Source organism: Croceicoccus marinus, assembly GCF_001661675.2.
Taxonomy (GTDB): domain Bacteria; phylum Pseudomonadota; class Alphaproteobacteria; order Sphingomonadales; family Sphingomonadaceae; genus Croceicoccus; species Croceicoccus marinus.
Genome location: NZ_CP019602.1, coordinates 2,679,093 through 2,694,680, shown reverse-complemented (window position 1 = coordinate 2,694,680; position 15,588 = coordinate 2,679,093). Strand labels below are relative to the sequence as shown.

Here is a 15,588-nt window from a genome sequence, read left to right as displayed (position 1 = left end):
ACGACGTCCTTAGGCCGGACCGGGAATGAAATCCAGTGCCACCCCGTTCATGCAGTATCGTTTGCCCGTTGGGGCAGGTCCGTCATCGAACACATGGCCCAGGTGCCCGCCGCAGCGCGCGCAGTGCACCTCGGTCCGGGGATAGCCCAGCTTGTAGTCGGTGTCGGTGCCGATGCCGCCCTTCAGCGGACGATAGAAGCTGGGCCAGCCGGTGCCGCTTTCGAACTTGGTGCGCGACGAAAAGGCATGGTTGCCGCAGCCCGCGCAGGCATAGGTGCCCGACCGCTTCTCCTCGTTCAGCGGCGAGGAGTAGGCGCGCTCGGTCCCTTCCTCGCGCAGCACGCGATATTCGGCTTGGGTCAGCCGCTTGCGCCACTGCGTTTCGCTCAGGCTGAAGGGGAAGCTCTCCTTCGCCGCGGCCTCGCGCCCGCAGGCAGAGGCGAGCGGGGTCAATGTGCCTGCAAGCAGCAGGCCGATAAAGCTGCGGCGATCATTGTTCATGGCGGGCAGCATAGCGGTCGGCGGATTAGGCCTGCCTGAACGAACGGGTCCTGACCTGCCGCAGCAATGCGCCCAGCCCGCGCCTGCCTTGCGAGGGGCCCGATTTCATCACCGTCTTGCGGAACAGCGCCGCGCCCGCGCGCACGATCAGGAAAACCCACAGCCCCTGCCACGCGATGGCGGCGAAATGGGGCCAGATCTCGGGCTGCATCGCGGCGCGCGCCAGCATCGCGAAGGGCGAGCTGAACGGGAAGATCGCCGCCGCCATCTCGATCGGCTGGCCCTGGTGCCCCAGCGAATAGGACGCGAGGAAGAACACCAGCAATTGCGCCATGGTGACCGGCATCGACAGTGTCTGTACCTCGCGCACCGTGGTCGCCAGCCCGCCGATCGACAGGAACAGCGATCCCAGCAGCAGATAGGCGCAGGCGAAATAGGCGATGCCCAGCAGGCCGAAGACCGGCCAGCCGACCGCCGGCGCGGACAAAAGCGACAGCCCGCCGCCCCCCGCCAGCAGCGCCAGCGCCGCCACGCTGCCCCACACGAAGATGCCGACGAAGCTGACGCCCAGCATCGCCAGCAGCTTGCCGAAGAATACCGCGTCCATGGGAACGGCGGCGGCTAGTACCTCGATGATCTTGTTGGCCTTTTCCTCGACCAGGTTCGACAGCACCATGCCCGCCAGCAGCATGGTCAGCAGGAACAGCAGCGTCTGGCCCGCCTGCGCGGTGCGGATGCGGCCGCCGACCGCGTCGATCCGGGTGGGCTGCGCCATCGGCTGCAGCGCGATCGCGGGCCATTCGCGCCCCTGCGCCCCGGCGGGCATGTCGCGCATCCGCCGCGCCTCGTCGATCAGCAGGGTCACGTCCGCGCGCCAGCCGGCAATGCGGCCCTGCGGCCCGGACAGGACGGGATCGTCCAGCGTGCCCGACAATACCGCCGCCACGTTGCGTTCGCCCGGACCGTCGGCCAGCATCGCGCGGATCTCGCCCTCGCCGGTGCGGTCGGACTGCAATATCTCAAGCCCCGGCAGGCGCTGGGCGGCGCTGCCCAGCGATACGCGCGCCTGTTCGACCAGGGCGCGGTCCGCCGCGCCCATCGCCACCCCCAGCCGCGCTTCGCCCGCCGCGCCCTGCACGCTGGCGCCGATGCCGCCCGCCATCCAGGCGACGACCACCGGGAACAGCGGGCCGAGGATGAAGAACAGGAAGGACCGGCTGAACAGGATCGCGCGGAAGTCGCGCCGGGCGATGACCATGATCTTCGAGACGAACTGCCTCATGCCCCTGCTCCTCGTGCGGCGCCGGTCTCTTCTTCCAGCGCCTTGGCCGCCGCTTCGCCCGCGATGGCGACAAAGGCGTCGTGCAGCCCCGCCCGCTCGATCGAGAGCGACTGGATGCCCGCCTGCCCCTCGACCAGTGCGATCAGCAGCGGTTCGACACCGTCGTCGGGCAGCGAGAACGCCCACAGCGCGCCGCCCGCCGCCTTGACCTGCGGCTGGGCATCGGCGGGCAGCGCCGCGCGCCACGGACCGTCGATGACGCGCGTTTCCAGATGCACCTGCGGCGGCAGCCGGTCGCGCGCCTCTGTCACCAGGCCGTGGAACGGGACCCGCCCGCCCGCGATGATCGCGATCCGTTCGCACAATCGCTCTGCATGGGCCAGGACGTGGGTGGAGAAGATGACCGTGGTGCCGTTTTCCGCAAGGCCCCGAATCGTCCGCTCAAGCCGCCCCTGGCTGATCGCGTCGAGGCCCGAGAACGGCTCGTCCAGCACGACCAGCGCCGGATCGTGCACCAAAGTGGCCAGAAGCTGCACCGTCTGTGCCTGTCCCTTGGACATCTGGCGGATCTGGCGGTCCGCGATATGGGCAAACCCGTGCTCTTCCAGCAGCCGATAGCCCCGCCGGCGCCCTTCTGCCGTGGGCAGGCCGCGCAGCGCGCCGACGAAGGCGATGGCGTCCACCGCCTTCATCGCCGGATACAGCCCGCGCTCTTCGGGCAGATAGCCGATGCGATTGGCCAGCGCGTGCGGATTTTCGCTGCCCAGCACGCGGCGGGTGCCGACATCGGGATCGATGATGCCCAGCAGCATGCGCAGCGTCGTGGTCTTGCCCGCGCCATTGGGGCCGAGTATGCCGAAGATCGAGCCTTCGGGAACGGCGATGTCGATCCCGTCGACGGCCAGCACGCCGTCGAAGCGCTTGACCAGCCCCCTGGCCTCTATCGCCAGCGGCTGGGTATCGTGCAGCTGGCCACCTTGAACATGGGCACCGTGCGGGGTGAAATGGGCCGGACCGAATGCGTGTGTCATTGCCTGCTGCAACGGGAATCCCCAGAGAAGAGATTGCGGCTTTGCCCCGCAAGTCCGCAACATAAGGTTAAGGCATTTGAACGGGTCAAGCGCTGACAGGCTGGAACGGCTAAGGCAAGCGCTTCTGGCGCAGGCGCGGAAGGAAGGCTTCGTCGCCGCCGGCATCGCCAGCGCGGGTGAGGAACCGCGCCGTATCGCGCGGCTGAAGGGCTGGCTCGACGACGGCCGCCATGGATCGATGGGCTGGATGGAGGACCGCGCCGACCAGCGCGCCGCGCCGCAGACCCTGTGGCCCGAGGCGCAAAGCGTGATCGCGCTGGGCATGAGCTATGCGCCCGGCCACGATCCGCTGGCGCTGGAAGGGCAGGGCGACCGCGCCCGCATCTCGGTCTATGCGCAGGGGCGCGATTATCACGACACGGTGAAGAAGGCGCTGAAACGCCTCGCCCGTTGGCTGGTGGAGGAAGCGCGGCGCGAAGGGATCGAGGCGGGGGTCAAGGTCTTCGTCGACACCGCCCCGGTGATGGAAAAGCCGCTGGGCGAGGCGGCGGGCATCGGCTGGCAGGGCAAGCACACCAATATGGTCAGCCGCACCCATGGCAGCTGGTTGTTCCTGGGGGCGATCTATACCACCCTGCCGCTGCGCGCCGACGACATCCACCAGGACCGCTGCGGCAGTTGCAGCGCCTGCCTCGACGCATGTCCGACCAATGCGTTTCCCGCGCCGCGCCAGCTGGATGCGCGGCGGTGCATCTCGTACCTCACGATCGAGCACAAGGGTCCGATCCCCGAGGAATTCCGCAAGCCCATGGGCAACCGCATCTATGGCTGCGACGATTGCCTGGCGGTGTGCCCGTGGAACAGCTTTGCGCAAAGCGCGGCGGCAAACCGCGCCTTCCTGCCCCGCGCCGAGCTGGTCGCGCCGCGGCTGGCCGAATTGCTGGCGCTGGACGATGCGGGGTTCCGCGCGCTGTTCTCGGGCTCTCCGATCAAGCGGATCGGGCGGGACCGGTTCGTGCGCAATTGCCTGATCGCTGCGGGGAACAGCGGCGATGCGGTGCTGATCGAACCGGTCGCCGCCTTGTTGGACGATCCCGACCCGGTTGTGGCCGAGGCCGCGAACTGGGCGCTGGCGCAGCTGGAGCAGGCGCTCCAGCCCGCCGGTTAGCCTGCCGCCATTTCCTTGAGCGCCACGTCGGTATCGGCCAGCAGGGCCGGATCGATCACCGCGTGGCGTTCGACCAGCTTCTTGCCCTGCACGTAATCCTTGACCCTGTTCACGCAGTCGAGCGCCACGACCTTGCCATCTCGCAGATAGACGATCGAAAAGCTGCGGCTATCGGGATCGCCGCGCACGACGGACTGGTCGAAGCCCATCGACAGGCCCACCGTCTGCAGTTTCAGATCGTACTGGTTCGACCAGAACCAGGGCGTCGCGCGATAGGGCTGCTTGTCCCCGCAGATCGCCAGCGCCGCGGTCTTGGCCATGTCGTTCGCGTTCTGCACCGATTCCAGCCGAATCACCGCCCCGTCGGCATAATCATTGGCATGCGCCGCGCAGTCGCCCACGGCATAGATGTCGTCCAGCGAGGTGCGGCAATATTCGTCGACGTCCACGCCATTGGCCCCGGTCGCGCCCGCCACGATCAGCGCGCCGATGCACGGCACGATGCCGATGCCCACGATCACCATCTCGGCATCGATCTCGCTGCCGTCGGACAGGCGCACGCCGGTCACCTTGTCGCCGTCGCCCAGGATGCAGTCGACGCCGGTTTCCAGCATGATGTTGACGCCGTGGTCGCGATGTTCCTTTTCATAGAAGCGCGACAAGGTCTCGCCCGCCACGCGCGCCAGCACGCGGTCGAGCATCTCGACCAGCACGACCTCGATCCCCAGCTTGCGCAGCACGGCGGCGGCTTCCAGGCCGATATAGCCCCCGCCGATGACGACGCAGCGTTTCGCACCCGCGTCGATCTCGGCCATCATGCGGTCGACGTCGGCGCGGGTGCGCACCGAATGCACGCCGCCAAGTTCGGCGCCCGAACAGGACAACCGGCGCGCGTCGCCGCCCGCCGCCCAGATCAGGCGGCCATATTCCATGTCCTCGCCATTGCTCAGCTTCACGGTCTTGGCGCGCGCATCGATCTCGGTGACGCTGGTGCCCAGGATCAGCTCGATGTCCTTTTCGCCCCAGAACTGGGGCGGACGGATATACAGCCGCTCGAACTCCTTCTCGCGCGCGAGATATTCCTTGGACAGCGGCGGACGCTCGTAGGGGGGCTCCTTCTCGCGCCCGATCATGGCGACCGAACCTTCGAACCCGCCTTGGCGCAAGGCCAGCGCGGCGGCGGCGCCGCCATGGCCTGCGCCCACGATGATGACGTCTGCTTGCTTCATTCCCATCCTTCTCCCCCCGGCGTCCGGGCCGGGTCATCGGCGCACAGGGCTAGGGCAAAGCCCACGGGGATGGCAAGCCGCTTGCGGGCTATCAGGCAGGCTATCAGGCGGGCAGGGCGGTCTTCATCGCCTCCATGGTCAGGCTCAGCGATTTCTCGCGCGCGGCGGGGTCGTATGTATTGCCCGCCAGCACAAGCTCGTCCGCGCCGGTGCGGCGGACCAGCGCGGCCAGCTTCTCGCCCACCTCGGCGCGCGTACCGATGGCGCTGACTGACCGCATGGCGTTGAGCGTTGCGGCGGCCTGCGGCGGCAGGCTGTCGCGATAGCCCGGCACCGGCGGCGGCAGCTTGCCCGGCGTGCCGGTGCGCAGCGCGACGAAGCTCTGGTCCATGCTCGAGGCGAGGAGATAGGCTTCCTCGCTCGTTTCGGCGGCATAGGCATTGGTGCCGACCATCACATGCGGCTTCTCGCACTGCTCGGACGGCTGGAAGAATTCGCGGTAGACGCGCAGCGCATCGTCAAGCTGCGAGGGTGCGAAATGGGCCGCGAACGCATAGGGCAGGCCCAGCCGCGCGGCGAGTTGCGCGCCGAACAGGCTTGAGCCCAGGATCCACATCTCGATATCCGCGCCCGCGCCGGGGGTGGCCTGCAGCGGCAGCCGCTCGTCGCCCGCGAAGATCGCCTGCAGTTCGACTATGTCCTGCGGGAAATTTTCCGCCGCGCCGTGCAGGTCCTTGCGCAGCATGCGCGCGATGCGTCCATCGGCGCCGGGCGCGCGGCCAAGGCCCAGGTCGATGCGGCCGGGAAACAGCGCCTCCAGCGTGCCGAACTGCTCGGCGATGACGAAGGGATTGTGGTTGGGCAGCATGATCCCGCCCGATCCGATGCGGATCGTGCTGGTCGCATGGCCGATATGCGCCAGGCACACCGACACTGCGCTGCTGGCGATGCCCGGCATCGCGTGATGCTCGGCCAGCCAGAAGCGGTGATACCCCTCGGCCTCGGCATGGGCGGCAAGGCGGGCGCTGGCTGCCAGCGCGTCGGAAGCGGTGCCGCCTTCGACGATGGACACGAAATCGAGAACGGAGAGTTTTGTCATGGGACCGATATGGGGATCGGCCCCCCAGCCTCAATGGAGCAATTCTTGCAGCGTGGACAACAACAGCTTTATGTCCTGTTCGCGCGACAGCCGGTGGTCCCCGTCCTTCACCAGCAGGACGCGCACGTTCCCGCCCGTGAGCCTTTCGGCCAGCCGGATCGAGATTTCCCACGGCACGTCGGCGTCGCGCTGCCCGTGCAGCAGGCGGGTCGGCGCGGCGATCGCCAGCGGCTCGTCCAGCAGCAGCTGCGCCTCGGCATCGGCGAAGAAGCCGGGGTGCGTGGGCGTCGGCTCTGGCCCATAGGGATTGTCTTCATAAAGCACCCTGCCGCTCGCCAGCAGGGCGCGCTGCTCCTCGTCATAGCCCCAACGGGTAAAGTCGGGCGCGGCGGCGATGCCGACCATGCCCGCCAAAACCGCGTCGCCCTTCGCCTCGATCAGGGCGCGCGCGACCAGCAGCATCAGCCAGCCACCCATCGACGACCCGATCAGCAGCACCGGCCGCTCCGCCGTGCCCGCGCCAGCCTGTCCGATCAGGTGCAGGACTTCGTCCCGCCAGCGCGACAACGTGCCGTCAGCAAAACGCCCCGCGCTGTTGCCGCAGCCCGAATAGTCGAGCAGCAGGCAGCCGCGCCCATGACCCGCCGCCCATTGCAGCACCGCTTCGGCTTTGGACCCAGCCATGTCGGACATGTAGCCGGGCAGGAACACGATCAGTGGACCGACCCCCTCGGCATGGCGAAAGGCCAGCGTCAGCCCGCCGGGTCCGGGGCAGCGGCTTATTTCGGGCAGCGTGGCAGCGGTTTCGCTCATGCGGGGGCATTCTCCGTCGGGGAAGTCAGAAATAGAATTCTTCGACATCGGCGTCCTGTTCGCACATGGATTTCAGCGCGCCGAATTCCTGCTGCGACAGGGCGGGATCGTAATCGGCGCCCTCACGTGCCGCGCGTTCGAACTGCGCCTGCCGCTGCGACGGCGCTGGATGGGTCGCGACCCATGCCGCCCAGTCGGGGCCGTCGCCATGCTCTTCGCTCAGCCGTTCGAAAAACGCCGCCGCGCCCAGCGGGGATATGTCCGCCGCCGCCAGCCGCTCGCGCGCGTAATCGTCGGCCTCGCGCTCGGCCGATCGCGTGTAGCTGGTCGACGCGATGCCGAAGATGCCGCTGCCGACGTTCGAATTGAACCCGCCCAGCAGGATCGAGAGGCCGAACTGCCGCAGCAGCGCCTGCATCACGTGGCGTTCGCGCACATGGCCGATCTCATGCGCGACGACGCCCGCCAGCTCGTCCGCGCTTTCCGCTTCCTGCACCAGCCCGTCGAACACCACAACGCGCCCGCCGGGCAGGGCGACGGCATTGACCATGTCGATATTGGCGATGTCGACGCGGGTCAGCGGACGCTGGGGATCGATTGCGGCCGAAAGCTGCCGCAGCGCGGCGTCGCCCGCGGGGGTGCGGCACAGCGTATTGCCCATGTCGCCGATCACCGCATCGCCCGCGCGCCGTTCCCACGATGCGGGGACCAGCGGCCCCAGCCAGCTTGGCAGCGTCAGCACAACCGCCAGCGCCGCCGCGCTGATCCCGGCAAACAGCACCGCCGCGCGCGGCAGGCCCAGCCGGTCGATCCAGTGACCATAGCGATTCTCGCCCGGCAGCCGCGCCGCCATATCGGCAGGGATCGGACCCGGCAGCCGCAAGCGAAAGCCGCGATTGTCGTTCAATGTCAGTATCAGGCCGTCGGCCCGCCGCTCGACAAGGCGCAGGTCCTGCAGCGGCAGGGCGACTTGCGTGCCGTCATCCTCGGTCAGCAGCAATCGGTCGCCCGCCAGCACGGCCACGCCCTCGCGCTTGCGCGCGGTCAGCCCGTCGTACCAGCTGGCCTCCACCCGGTCCGCCATCGCGTCAGATCGCGCCCATGTCGAACGCGTCGAGCAGCCCCTCGCCGTGGCGCGCCATCGGGGTGTCGGACTGCATCAGGATTTCGGGATCGATCACGCCATAGGCTTCCAGATGGGTGATGAAAAACTTCCAGTGACGATAGGAAAGGAAGATCCAGCCGACACCCAGCGTCACCAGCACCAGCCCGGCATCGCCCAGGATCAGGCGGAACCAGTCCTTCGTGCTGGCCGAAAAGCCGAAGCTGATGTCGTCGCCCAGCCGCATCTCGCTGATCACGACGCGCAGGTACTTGGCATAGAAGAACAGGTAGGCAAGGCCCCACAGCAGATAGAAGGCAACGAAGCCGATCGCGATCAGCCCGCCAAGCGCACCCCACGCCAGTTCCTCGCGGTCGAAGTCACCCGCCGCGCCAATGCCCAAGGCGATCGCCCCGATGCCAAGGAAACCGACGATCAGCAGGATCAGCGGCGCAAGATAGAACAGCAGATAGCGCTTCATCAGCGGCGAGAAATCCGCCTCGCTCCTGAAGCGCAGCTGGCCGAAGCTCATGTGCGCCCAACGCTCGTTCCATAGCGATACCATCGCCCAAGGCACCATCAGCCCTATCGCGCCATAGCCAAGCGCATATTTCCACATGTGGGACAGGCCGTATCGGATACCCGGATCATGGCTGCCGCCGCGAATGCCGCGCCAATGCGTGCGGCCCAGCCGATAGCGCAGGGCGCGAAAGCGCGCGACGCCGGAAAAATAGAACAGCAGCCCGAACATGGCGATGAACACGCCCGCTGCGATCCCGCCCTGGCCGCGAAAGATCAGCCCCTGGGCGATAAGCTGGATCACGCCGAACGGTACCAGGATCAGCACGGTGACCAGCAGGAAGCCGAAGAACAGTTCCTTGCCGGTGCCCGTCCATTCGAGATGCTCGTCGATGAAGCGGCTGCGGCTCCACAGATATTGCCGCTCGCGCGTGGTGGCCCAGAAGCGGTAGATGCCCAGGGTGACGATGGTCAGCAGCAGGTTGGTAAAGGCGATGGGCGCAAACTCGCGCCAGCTTCCTTCGAAGACAAAGGCCGATGCGGGGGCGTCCACGGCCTCTGCGGGGTCGCCCCCGTCAGGCATGCGGCCATCCGCGCCAAAACCGCCAGCCATGCCGTCCATCGATCGACCCCCGAAAACCGCGCCGGAAAACTCGTGCCATAGCGGCGGAGTGTCAAGCAAAGGGTAACGGAGCCCGGCACAAATCAATCGGGCGAGATGCGATGCCGGCCCGGCGGGGTGACAGCGGCGATCGTGCCGCCTATATTCATTTTTCCATGAAGCAGCAGAACGCCACGACCACCACGACTACCACCGGGTGTGCCCGGGGCCGGCCGGTCGCGCGCTGACGCTTCCGCCGGTGCCCCGGGTTCGGGCAGTCGGCGTCGCTTCCCGAAAAACCCCTCAACGCCCGACGCCGCCCCTTCCGGCTTGGCCCCGCTTGTGCCATGGCGCGCCTCTGCCCTTTAGATCGGCCCGAGAGATTATGAGCGAACTTCTGAAGATCAGCCTGCCCGACGGTTCGGTGCGCGAGATGCCCGCAGGCTCAACCCCTGCCGATGTCGCCGCCGCGATCGGCCCCGGCCTTGCCAAGGCGGCCATCGCCGCGCGCGTCGACGGCGAATTGCGCGACCTTGGCCGCCCGTTCGAGGGCGATGCCGAACTGGCGCTGGTGACCACCAGGGACGAGGATGACGCGCTGGAACTCGCCCGGCACGATTATGCCCATGTGCTGGCCGAGGCGGTGCAGGCGCTGTGGCCCGGCACGCAGATCACCTTTGGCCCCGCGACCGACGACGGGTTCTATTACGACGTGATGGCCCCCGCCACCCGCGATCCGTTCAGCATGGACGATCTTCCCGCCATCGAGGAAAAGATGCGCGAGATCATCAAGGCCGACAAGCCGCTGCACCGCGAGGTCTGGACCCGCCAGCAGCTGATCGACCGCTGGAAGTCGGAAGGCGAGAACTTCAAGGCCGAATGGGCCGCCGAACTCCCCGAGGGGGAGGAGCTGACCGTCTACTGGTCCGGCGCCCCGAGCGAGGAAGGCTCGTGGCTCGACATGTGCCGCGGGCCGCATCTGCCTTCGACCGGAAAGCTCGATCCGCAGGCGTTCAAGCTGATGCGCGTCGCCGGGGCATACTGGCGCGGCGACCAGAAGAACGCGCAGCTGACCCGCATCTATGGCACCGGCTGGCTCAACAAGAAGCAGCTGAGCGCCCATCTGACGCGGCTGGAAGAGGCCGCCAAGCGCGACCACCGCAAGCTGGGCCGCGAGATGGACCTGTTCCATCTGCAGGAGGAAGCGCATGGCAGCGTCTTCTGGCACCCCAACGGCTATCGGATCTGGCGCGAGCTGGAGGCCTATATGCGCCGCAAGATGGACGGCGCGGGCTATCAGGAGATCAAGACCCCGCAGCTGATGGACGTGCGCCAGTGGGAACAGTCAGGCCACTGGGGCAAATATGCCGAGAACATGTTCGCCGTCCCCGATATCGTCCCCGAAGTCGAAGGGCTGGGCGACGACAATGACGGCAAGGGCGCCAGCCCACGGGTCGCGGCCGACGCCGACTGGATGGCGATCAAGCCGATGAACTGCCCGGCCCACGTGCTTGTGTTCAAGCAGGGCATCACCTCGTACCGCGACCTGCCCGTTCGGCTGGGCGAGATGGGCTGCTGCCACCGGAACGAACCGCATGGCGCGCTTCACGGGCTGATGCGCGTGCGCCAGTTCACGCAGGACGACGCGCATATCTTCTGCACCGAAAGCCAGGTCGTCGACGAGGTTCGCGCCTTCTGCAAGCTGGCCGATGCCGTCTACAAGGATTTCGGCTTCACCTACGAGGTCAAGCTAGCCCTGCGCCCCGAAAAGCGCTTCGGCAGCGAGGAGGGCTGGGACAAGGCCGAGCAGGAACTGCGCGACGCCGTGGCCGAAGCCGGCATGGCGAACGAGGATTATGGCTGGGAAGAACTGCCCGGCGAGGGCGCGTTCTATGCGCCCAAGCTGGAATGGCACCTTACCGATGCCATCGGCCGCACCTGGCAGGTCGGCACGATTCAGGGTGACCGCGTGCTGCCCGAACGGCTCGACGCGACCTATGTGGGCGAGGATGGCGAAAAGCACCGCCCCGTCATGCTGCACCGCGCGATCTTTGGCAGTTACGAACGCTTCATCGGCATATTGATCGAGCATTTCGCGGGCAGGCTGCCGGTGTGGCTTGCGCCGGTGCAGGCGGTGGTCGCGACCATCGTGTCCGACGCCGACGATTACGCGAAGGACGTCGCCGCGAAGCTGCAGGCGGCGGGCGTGCGGGTGGAAAGCGATCTTCGCAACGAGAAGATCAACTACAAGGTCCGCGAACATTCGGTGGCCAAGGTTCCGCGCCTGCTGGTCGTCGGCAAGCGCGAGGCCGAGGAAGGCACCGTCGCGATCCGCACCCTGGGCGAACAGCAGCAGAACTTCTGCTCGCTGGACGAGGCGATCGCCATGCTGAAGGCAGAGGCCACGCCGCCCGACCTGCGCTGATCACCAGATCGCGAAACCGATCAGCAGGCCAAGCTGCACCGCGGCGATGACCTGCAGGCGGGTGGAAAACGGCTCCTTGCGCGTCTTGTGGCGAAACAGATGGCCCGCAAGGAAGGCCCCGGGTGTGCCGCCCAGCAGGGCGAGTTGCAGCAGGCTCGCCTCTGGAATGCGCCGCCGGCCGGCGATGGCGCTTTGCTTGTCATCCCAGAAACAGATGATGGTCCATGCATTGATTGCCACGAAGGCGATCGGCACGATAATGAGATAAATACCGATCAAGGCGCTGCGCTCCTTCGAATAGGCGAGGGTTTGTGGCCGCAGACATATTGCCAAAAGGTCAAGCGGCATCCTTCCATACCGTTTTTGACAGACGCCATCGCAGTGAGATGAATTTGCGCTATGATTCGACGATAGAGGGCGTCACCAGCCCGGCATGACTTTCCGCAGCTTTTTCCTGCTGGTCGCGATCTGTCTTGTCTGGGCGCTCAATACCATCGTGTCCAAGCTGGCGGTCAGCGATCTGGGCCTGCCGCCGCTGTTCTACGCGACGCTGCGTTCCGCCGTGGTGGCGCTGGCCCTCCTGCCGTGGCTGAGGCCGCTGCCCGACCGTTTCCTGTTCGTCGCCGCGGTCGCGCTTGCCGTCAGCGGCGGATCGTTCGCGCTGCTGTTCATCGGCCTGACCGACGCCAGCCCTTCGGCGGCGGGCATCGTCAGCCTGACCGGCGCCCCGCTGACCGTGCTGTTCGCGATCATCCTCCTGCGCGAAAAGGTGCACTGGAGGCGGGCGCTGGGCATCGCGCTGACATTCGTGGGCGTGGGCATCGCCGTCGCCTCACCGTCGGGATGGCAGAGCAGCATCGGCCTGCTGTTCGTCGGTGCGTCTTCGGTGGTCGGCGCGCTGGGCAGTGTCGGCCTGAAACGCATATCGCTCGAGCCGCTGCGCATGCAGGCATGGGCGGGCGCGGTATCGGCCATCGTGCTCCTGCCGCTTTCGCTGGCGCTGGAGCAAGGGCAGGTTGCCGCGATCGGCGCCGAGCCATGGGGCGGGCTGGCGGCAATTCTGTTTTCGGGGCTCGTCGTCTCGGTCGGCGCGCATACGCTCTATTTCCGGCTGCTTGCCGAGCATGACGTCAATCTGATCGCGCCGCTGACGCTGATGACGCCGGTGTTCACCGTGCTCCTGGGCGTGTCGCTGACAGGCGACGAGGTGGGGCCCACGCTGGTGTCAGGCGCGCTTGTCGCAGCGGCAGGCGTGCTGGTGATCGTGCTGCGGCCCGGGCGGAACTATCTGAGGGCGATGCTGGTGCGGACGCGGTTGTGAGCTTGGCAAGCCGTGCCGCCATGGTGGCACAGCTTGCCCTGCTTGTTTCCTGGCCTCATGATCGGGGCATGATCCGATACGCGCCCGCACTCTTCCTTCTCGTCACGGCGTGCGGTCCTGCCAGACAACCCGACAGCATGAAGACGACCGCCGCCTTCGAGGTTCCGCTGCGCAATGCCGACGACAGGCAGCGGTTGCTGGCCCTGCTGAACGAAGTCAGCGAGGCGAACGGCTATCACGTGGATGCAGCGACGCCGAGCGAGCTTGAATGGTCGTCACAAGTGTCGCCCATGACGTTCAACGCGGCGGTCTGGCGGGGTAACGACGAAGAGCTAATGGCCTCTGCCATGGATTTTCAGGACCGGATCGGGCGGGTCTGGATCAGTTTCCCCAGGGGCGAAGCACCGCTTCGTTCGATGAGTTTCCAAAAGGCGCTCATGGCAAGGGTCAGGCAGGAATGGCCGGAAACAGCGTCGCTACCCATCATGCCAAGCGGCGCCATTCCTTTGACCGAAGATCTTGTTCGGACCGATGCCGGATATTCGGTGAAGCCCGGGGCGGCGGGCAGATATCACGACGGCGAATGACGCGGGCGCGCGATACGGCTTAGGCGCATGAAAAAGGGCCGGAGGCCCCAACGCCCCCGACCCCGTCTCGGTCTCAGTCCTTGAAGAGGGGTCAGTAAACCCGCTTCTTAGGCTGGATATAGTCGATATCGTCGGTCAGCGTGAACTCGTGCACCGGGCGATAGTCCAGCTTGACGCTGCCGCTCTTGCCGCCCCATCCGTCGAACCAGCTGGCGGTGTGCTTCATCCATTCGGCATCGTTGCGCTCAGGGAAATCCTCGTGCGCGTGCGCGCCGCGGCTTTCCTTGCGGTTGAACGCCGAATGCATGGTGACGGTGGCCTGGCTGATCAGATTGTCCAGCTCCATCGTCTCGATCAGGTCGCTGTTCCAGATCAGCGACTTGTCGGCCACGGAAATGTCTTCCATCCGCGCATAGGTGGCGGCCAGCTTTTCCTTGCCTTCGGCCATCAGCTCGTCGGTGCGGAACACGGCGGCGTGGGCCGACATGGTGCGCTGCATCTCCATCCGGATTTCCGCAGTGGGCGAACCGCCCTTGGAATGGCGGAAATGGTCGAGCCGCGACAGGGCGAAATCCGCGCTGTCCTTTGGCAGATTGTCATGCGCCGTGCCCGGCTTGATCGAGGACTTGAGGTGGTGGCCGGTCGCGCGGCCGAACACGACAAGGTCGATCAGCGAGTTGGAGCCGAGGCGGTTCGCGCCATGCACCGACACGCAGGCCGCTTCGCCCACGGCATAGAGCCCCGGGACCACGGTTTCGGGATCGCCGTCGGCACCGATGGTCACGACCTGCCCGTGATAGTTACACGGGATGCCGCCCATGTTGTAGTGCACGGTCGGCACCACGGGCAGCGGCTGGCGAGTAAGGTCGACGCCGGCGAAGATCTTGCCGCTTTCGGTAATGCCGGGAAGCCGTTCCGCCAGCACCTTGGGATCGATGTGATCGAGGTGCAGGAAGATGTGGTCCTTGTCATTGCCGACGCCGCGTCCTTCGCGGATTTCCAGCGCCATCGAGCGCGAGACGACATCGCGCGAGGCAAGGTCCTTGGCCGAGGGGGCATAGCGTTCCATGAAACGCTCACCCTCGGAATTGGTGAGATAGCCGCCTTCGCCCCGCGCACCCTCGGTGATGAGAACGCCCGCGCCATAGATGCCGGTCGGGTGGAACTGCACGAATTCCATGTCCTGCAGCGGCAGGCCCGCGCGCAGCACCATGCCGCCGCCGTCGCCGGTGCAGGTATGGGCACTGGTCGCGGTGTAATAGGACCGGCCATAACCGCCGGTCGCCAGCACCACCGCATGGCCGCGGAAGCGGTGGATCGAACCGTCGTCCATGCATATGGCGATGACGCCCTTGCACTCGCCGTTCACCATGATCAGGTCGATGGCGAAATATTCGATGTAGAAGTCCGCGTCGTACTTCAGCGACTGCTGGTACAAAGCGTGCAGCATCGCATGGCCGGTACGGTCGGCCGCGGCGCAGGTGCGCTGCACCGGGGGGCCTTCGCCCATGTTCTGCATGTGGCCGCCGAACGGGCGCTGATAGATCGTCCCCTCCGGGTTGCGGCTGAAGGGCACGCCGGCATGCTCAAGCTCGATCACCGCGGCGGGGGCTTCGCGCACCAGATATTCGATCGCGTCCTGGTCGCCCAGCCAGTCCGATCCCTTGACGGTGTCGTACATGTGCCACGACCAGTGGTCGGGCGTATTGTTGCCCAGCGATGCCGCGATGCCGCCCTGTGCCGCCACGGTGTGGCTGCGGGTGGGAAACACCTTGGTGATGCAGGCGGTCTTCAGACCGGCCTCGGCGCTGCCCATGGTGGCGCGCAGGCCCGAACCGCCCGCACCCACGACGATCGTGTCATAGGTGTGGTCGATGATCTTGTAGGCGGGTGCAGTTGTTTCGGCCATC

14 protein-coding genes are annotated in these 15,588 nt (G+C 66.6%); 4 read left to right on the top strand and 10 right to left on the bottom strand.

The features are described 5' to 3' along the window. Nucleotides 1–9: 9 nt before the first annotated feature. The 3 genes from msrB to A9D14_RS12765 are packed head-to-tail and all read right to left on the bottom strand — an operon-like array spanning nucleotide 10 to nucleotide 2,814. Nucleotides 10–501, bottom strand: coding sequence for a peptide-methionine (R)-S-oxide reductase MsrB (gene msrB / locus A9D14_RS12775; protein ID WP_066849162.1), 492 nt, complete (start codon nucleotides 499–501; stop codon nucleotides 10–12). A gap of 25 nt (nucleotides 502–526) precedes the next feature. Then, nucleotides 527–1,783, bottom strand: a complete 1,257-nt coding sequence (locus A9D14_RS12770; RefSeq protein ID WP_066847084.1) for an ABC transporter permease — start codon at nucleotides 1,781–1,783, stop codon at nucleotides 527–529. Beyond that, the gene (locus A9D14_RS12765) at nucleotides 1,780–2,814 is read right to left on the bottom strand and encodes an ABC transporter ATP-binding protein (RefSeq protein WP_083987915.1); all 1,035 of its coding nucleotides are present in this window, start codon (nucleotides 2,812–2,814) and stop codon (nucleotides 1,780–1,782) included. The genes A9D14_RS12770 and A9D14_RS12765 overlap by 4 nt, the downstream gene beginning before the upstream one ends. Nucleotides 2,815–2,890: 76 nt before the next feature. Here A9D14_RS12765 and queG point away from each other — a divergent pair, with 76 nt between their 5' ends. Further along, the gene (queG, locus tag A9D14_RS12760; protein WP_066847077.1) at nucleotides 2,891–3,982 is read left to right on the top strand and encodes a tRNA epoxyqueuosine(34) reductase QueG; all 1,092 of its coding nucleotides are present in this window, start codon (nucleotides 2,891–2,893) and stop codon (nucleotides 3,980–3,982) included. On the opposite strand, the gene A9D14_RS12755 is transcribed toward queG, so the two are convergent. The 5 genes from A9D14_RS12755 to A9D14_RS12735 form a co-directional block, all read right to left on the bottom strand. Then, nucleotides 3,979–5,211 (bottom strand): NAD(P)/FAD-dependent oxidoreductase, encoded by a 1,233-nt coding sequence (locus A9D14_RS12755; RefSeq protein WP_066847075.1) that lies wholly within the window; start codon nucleotides 5,209–5,211, stop codon nucleotides 3,979–3,981. The two genes, queG and A9D14_RS12755, sit on opposite strands and share 4 nt — an antisense overlap. A 103-nt stretch (nucleotides 5,212–5,314) precedes the next feature. Continuing rightward, complete coding sequence (locus A9D14_RS12750) at nucleotides 5,315–6,310, bottom strand: LLM class flavin-dependent oxidoreductase (protein ID WP_066847072.1); 996 nt, start codon at nucleotides 6,308–6,310, stop codon at nucleotides 5,315–5,317. Nucleotides 6,311–6,340: 30 nt separating this feature from the next. Beyond that, nucleotides 6,341–7,123, bottom strand: coding sequence for an alpha/beta hydrolase (locus tag A9D14_RS12745; RefSeq protein WP_066847069.1), 783 nt, complete (start codon nucleotides 7,121–7,123; stop codon nucleotides 6,341–6,343). Nucleotides 7,124–7,148: 25 nt separating this feature from the next. Beyond that, on the bottom strand, nucleotides 7,149–8,207 hold the full coding sequence (locus A9D14_RS12740) for a M48 family metallopeptidase (protein WP_066847066.1): 1,059 nt from the start codon (nucleotides 8,205–8,207) through the stop codon (nucleotides 7,149–7,151). A gap of 4 nt (nucleotides 8,208–8,211) precedes the next feature. After that, nucleotides 8,212–9,357, bottom strand: coding sequence for a YjgN family protein (locus A9D14_RS12735; RefSeq protein WP_332459770.1), 1,146 nt, complete (start codon nucleotides 9,355–9,357; stop codon nucleotides 8,212–8,214). Between the two features lie 373 nt (nucleotides 9,358–9,730). Between A9D14_RS12735 and thrS the strand changes: the two genes are divergently transcribed. Further along, nucleotides 9,731–11,770: a threonine--tRNA ligase gene (gene thrS / locus A9D14_RS12730; RefSeq protein WP_066847063.1), complete on the top strand. Its 2,040-nt coding sequence runs from the start codon at nucleotides 9,731–9,733 to the stop codon at nucleotides 11,768–11,770. Here the strand turns inward: thrS and A9D14_RS12725 are convergent, their stop codons facing one another. Next, the gene (locus A9D14_RS12725; RefSeq protein WP_083987914.1) at nucleotides 11,771–12,118 is read right to left on the bottom strand and encodes a DUF1294 domain-containing protein; all 348 of its coding nucleotides are present in this window, start codon (nucleotides 12,116–12,118) and stop codon (nucleotides 11,771–11,773) included. An 85-nt stretch (nucleotides 12,119–12,203) separates the two neighbouring features. Between A9D14_RS12725 and A9D14_RS12720 the strand changes: the two genes are divergently transcribed. Continuing rightward, nucleotides 12,204–13,091: a DMT family transporter gene (locus tag A9D14_RS12720; RefSeq protein WP_066847060.1), complete on the top strand. Its 888-nt coding sequence runs from the start codon at nucleotides 12,204–12,206 to the stop codon at nucleotides 13,089–13,091. 20 nt (nucleotides 13,092–13,111) lie between these two features. Then, nucleotides 13,112–13,678 (top strand): hypothetical protein, encoded by a 567-nt coding sequence (locus A9D14_RS12715; protein ID WP_157668231.1) that lies wholly within the window; start codon nucleotides 13,112–13,114, stop codon nucleotides 13,676–13,678. A 91-nt stretch (nucleotides 13,679–13,769) separates the two neighbouring features. Here the strand turns inward: A9D14_RS12715 and sdhA are convergent, their stop codons facing one another. After that, complete coding sequence (sdhA, locus tag A9D14_RS12710) at nucleotides 13,770–15,587, bottom strand: succinate dehydrogenase flavoprotein subunit (RefSeq protein ID WP_066847054.1); 1,818 nt, start codon at nucleotides 15,585–15,587, stop codon at nucleotides 13,770–13,772. Nucleotide 15,588 lies beyond the last annotated feature (1 nt).

What these genes read in the sequence shown, in the direction of transcription:
- A9D14_RS12725 (WP_083987914.1), bottom strand. Translation starts at nt 12,118, where the DNA reads ATGCCGCTTGACCTTTTGGCAATATGTCTGCGGCCACAAACCCTCGCC.
- thrS (WP_066847063.1), top strand. Translation starts at nt 9,731, where the DNA reads ATGAGCGAACTTCTGAAGATCAGCCTGCCCGACGGTTCGGTGCGCGAG.
- A9D14_RS12720 (WP_066847060.1), top strand. Translation starts at nt 12,204, where the DNA reads ATGACTTTCCGCAGCTTTTTCCTGCTGGTCGCGATCTGTCTTGTCTGG.
- A9D14_RS12765 (WP_083987915.1), bottom strand. Translation starts at nt 2,814, where the DNA reads ATGACACACGCATTCGGTCCGGCCCATTTCACCCCGCACGGTGCCCAT.
- A9D14_RS12735 (WP_332459770.1), bottom strand. Translation starts at nt 9,357, where the DNA reads ATGGCTGGCGGTTTTGGCGCGGATGGCCGCATGCCTGACGGGGGCGAC.
- sdhA (WP_066847054.1), bottom strand. Translation starts at nt 15,587, where the DNA reads ATGGCCGAAACAACTGCACCCGCCTACAAGATCATCGACCACACCTAT.
- A9D14_RS12715 (WP_157668231.1), top strand. Translation starts at nt 13,112, where the DNA reads ATGGTGGCACAGCTTGCCCTGCTTGTTTCCTGGCCTCATGATCGGGGC.
- A9D14_RS12770 (WP_066847084.1), bottom strand. Translation starts at nt 1,783, where the DNA reads ATGAGGCAGTTCGTCTCGAAGATCATGGTCATCGCCCGGCGCGACTTC.
- A9D14_RS12750 (WP_066847072.1), bottom strand. Translation starts at nt 6,310, where the DNA reads ATGACAAAACTCTCCGTTCTCGATTTCGTGTCCATCGTCGAAGGCGGC.
- A9D14_RS12755 (WP_066847075.1), bottom strand. Translation starts at nt 5,211, where the DNA reads ATGAAGCAAGCAGACGTCATCATCGTGGGCGCAGGCCATGGCGGCGCC.
- msrB (WP_066849162.1), bottom strand. Translation starts at nt 501, where the DNA reads ATGAACAATGATCGCCGCAGCTTTATCGGCCTGCTGCTTGCAGGCACA.
- A9D14_RS12745 (WP_066847069.1), bottom strand. Translation starts at nt 7,123, where the DNA reads ATGAGCGAAACCGCTGCCACGCTGCCCGAAATAAGCCGCTGCCCCGGA.
- A9D14_RS12740 (WP_066847066.1), bottom strand. Translation starts at nt 8,207, where the DNA reads ATGGCGGACCGGGTGGAGGCCAGCTGGTACGACGGGCTGACCGCGCGC.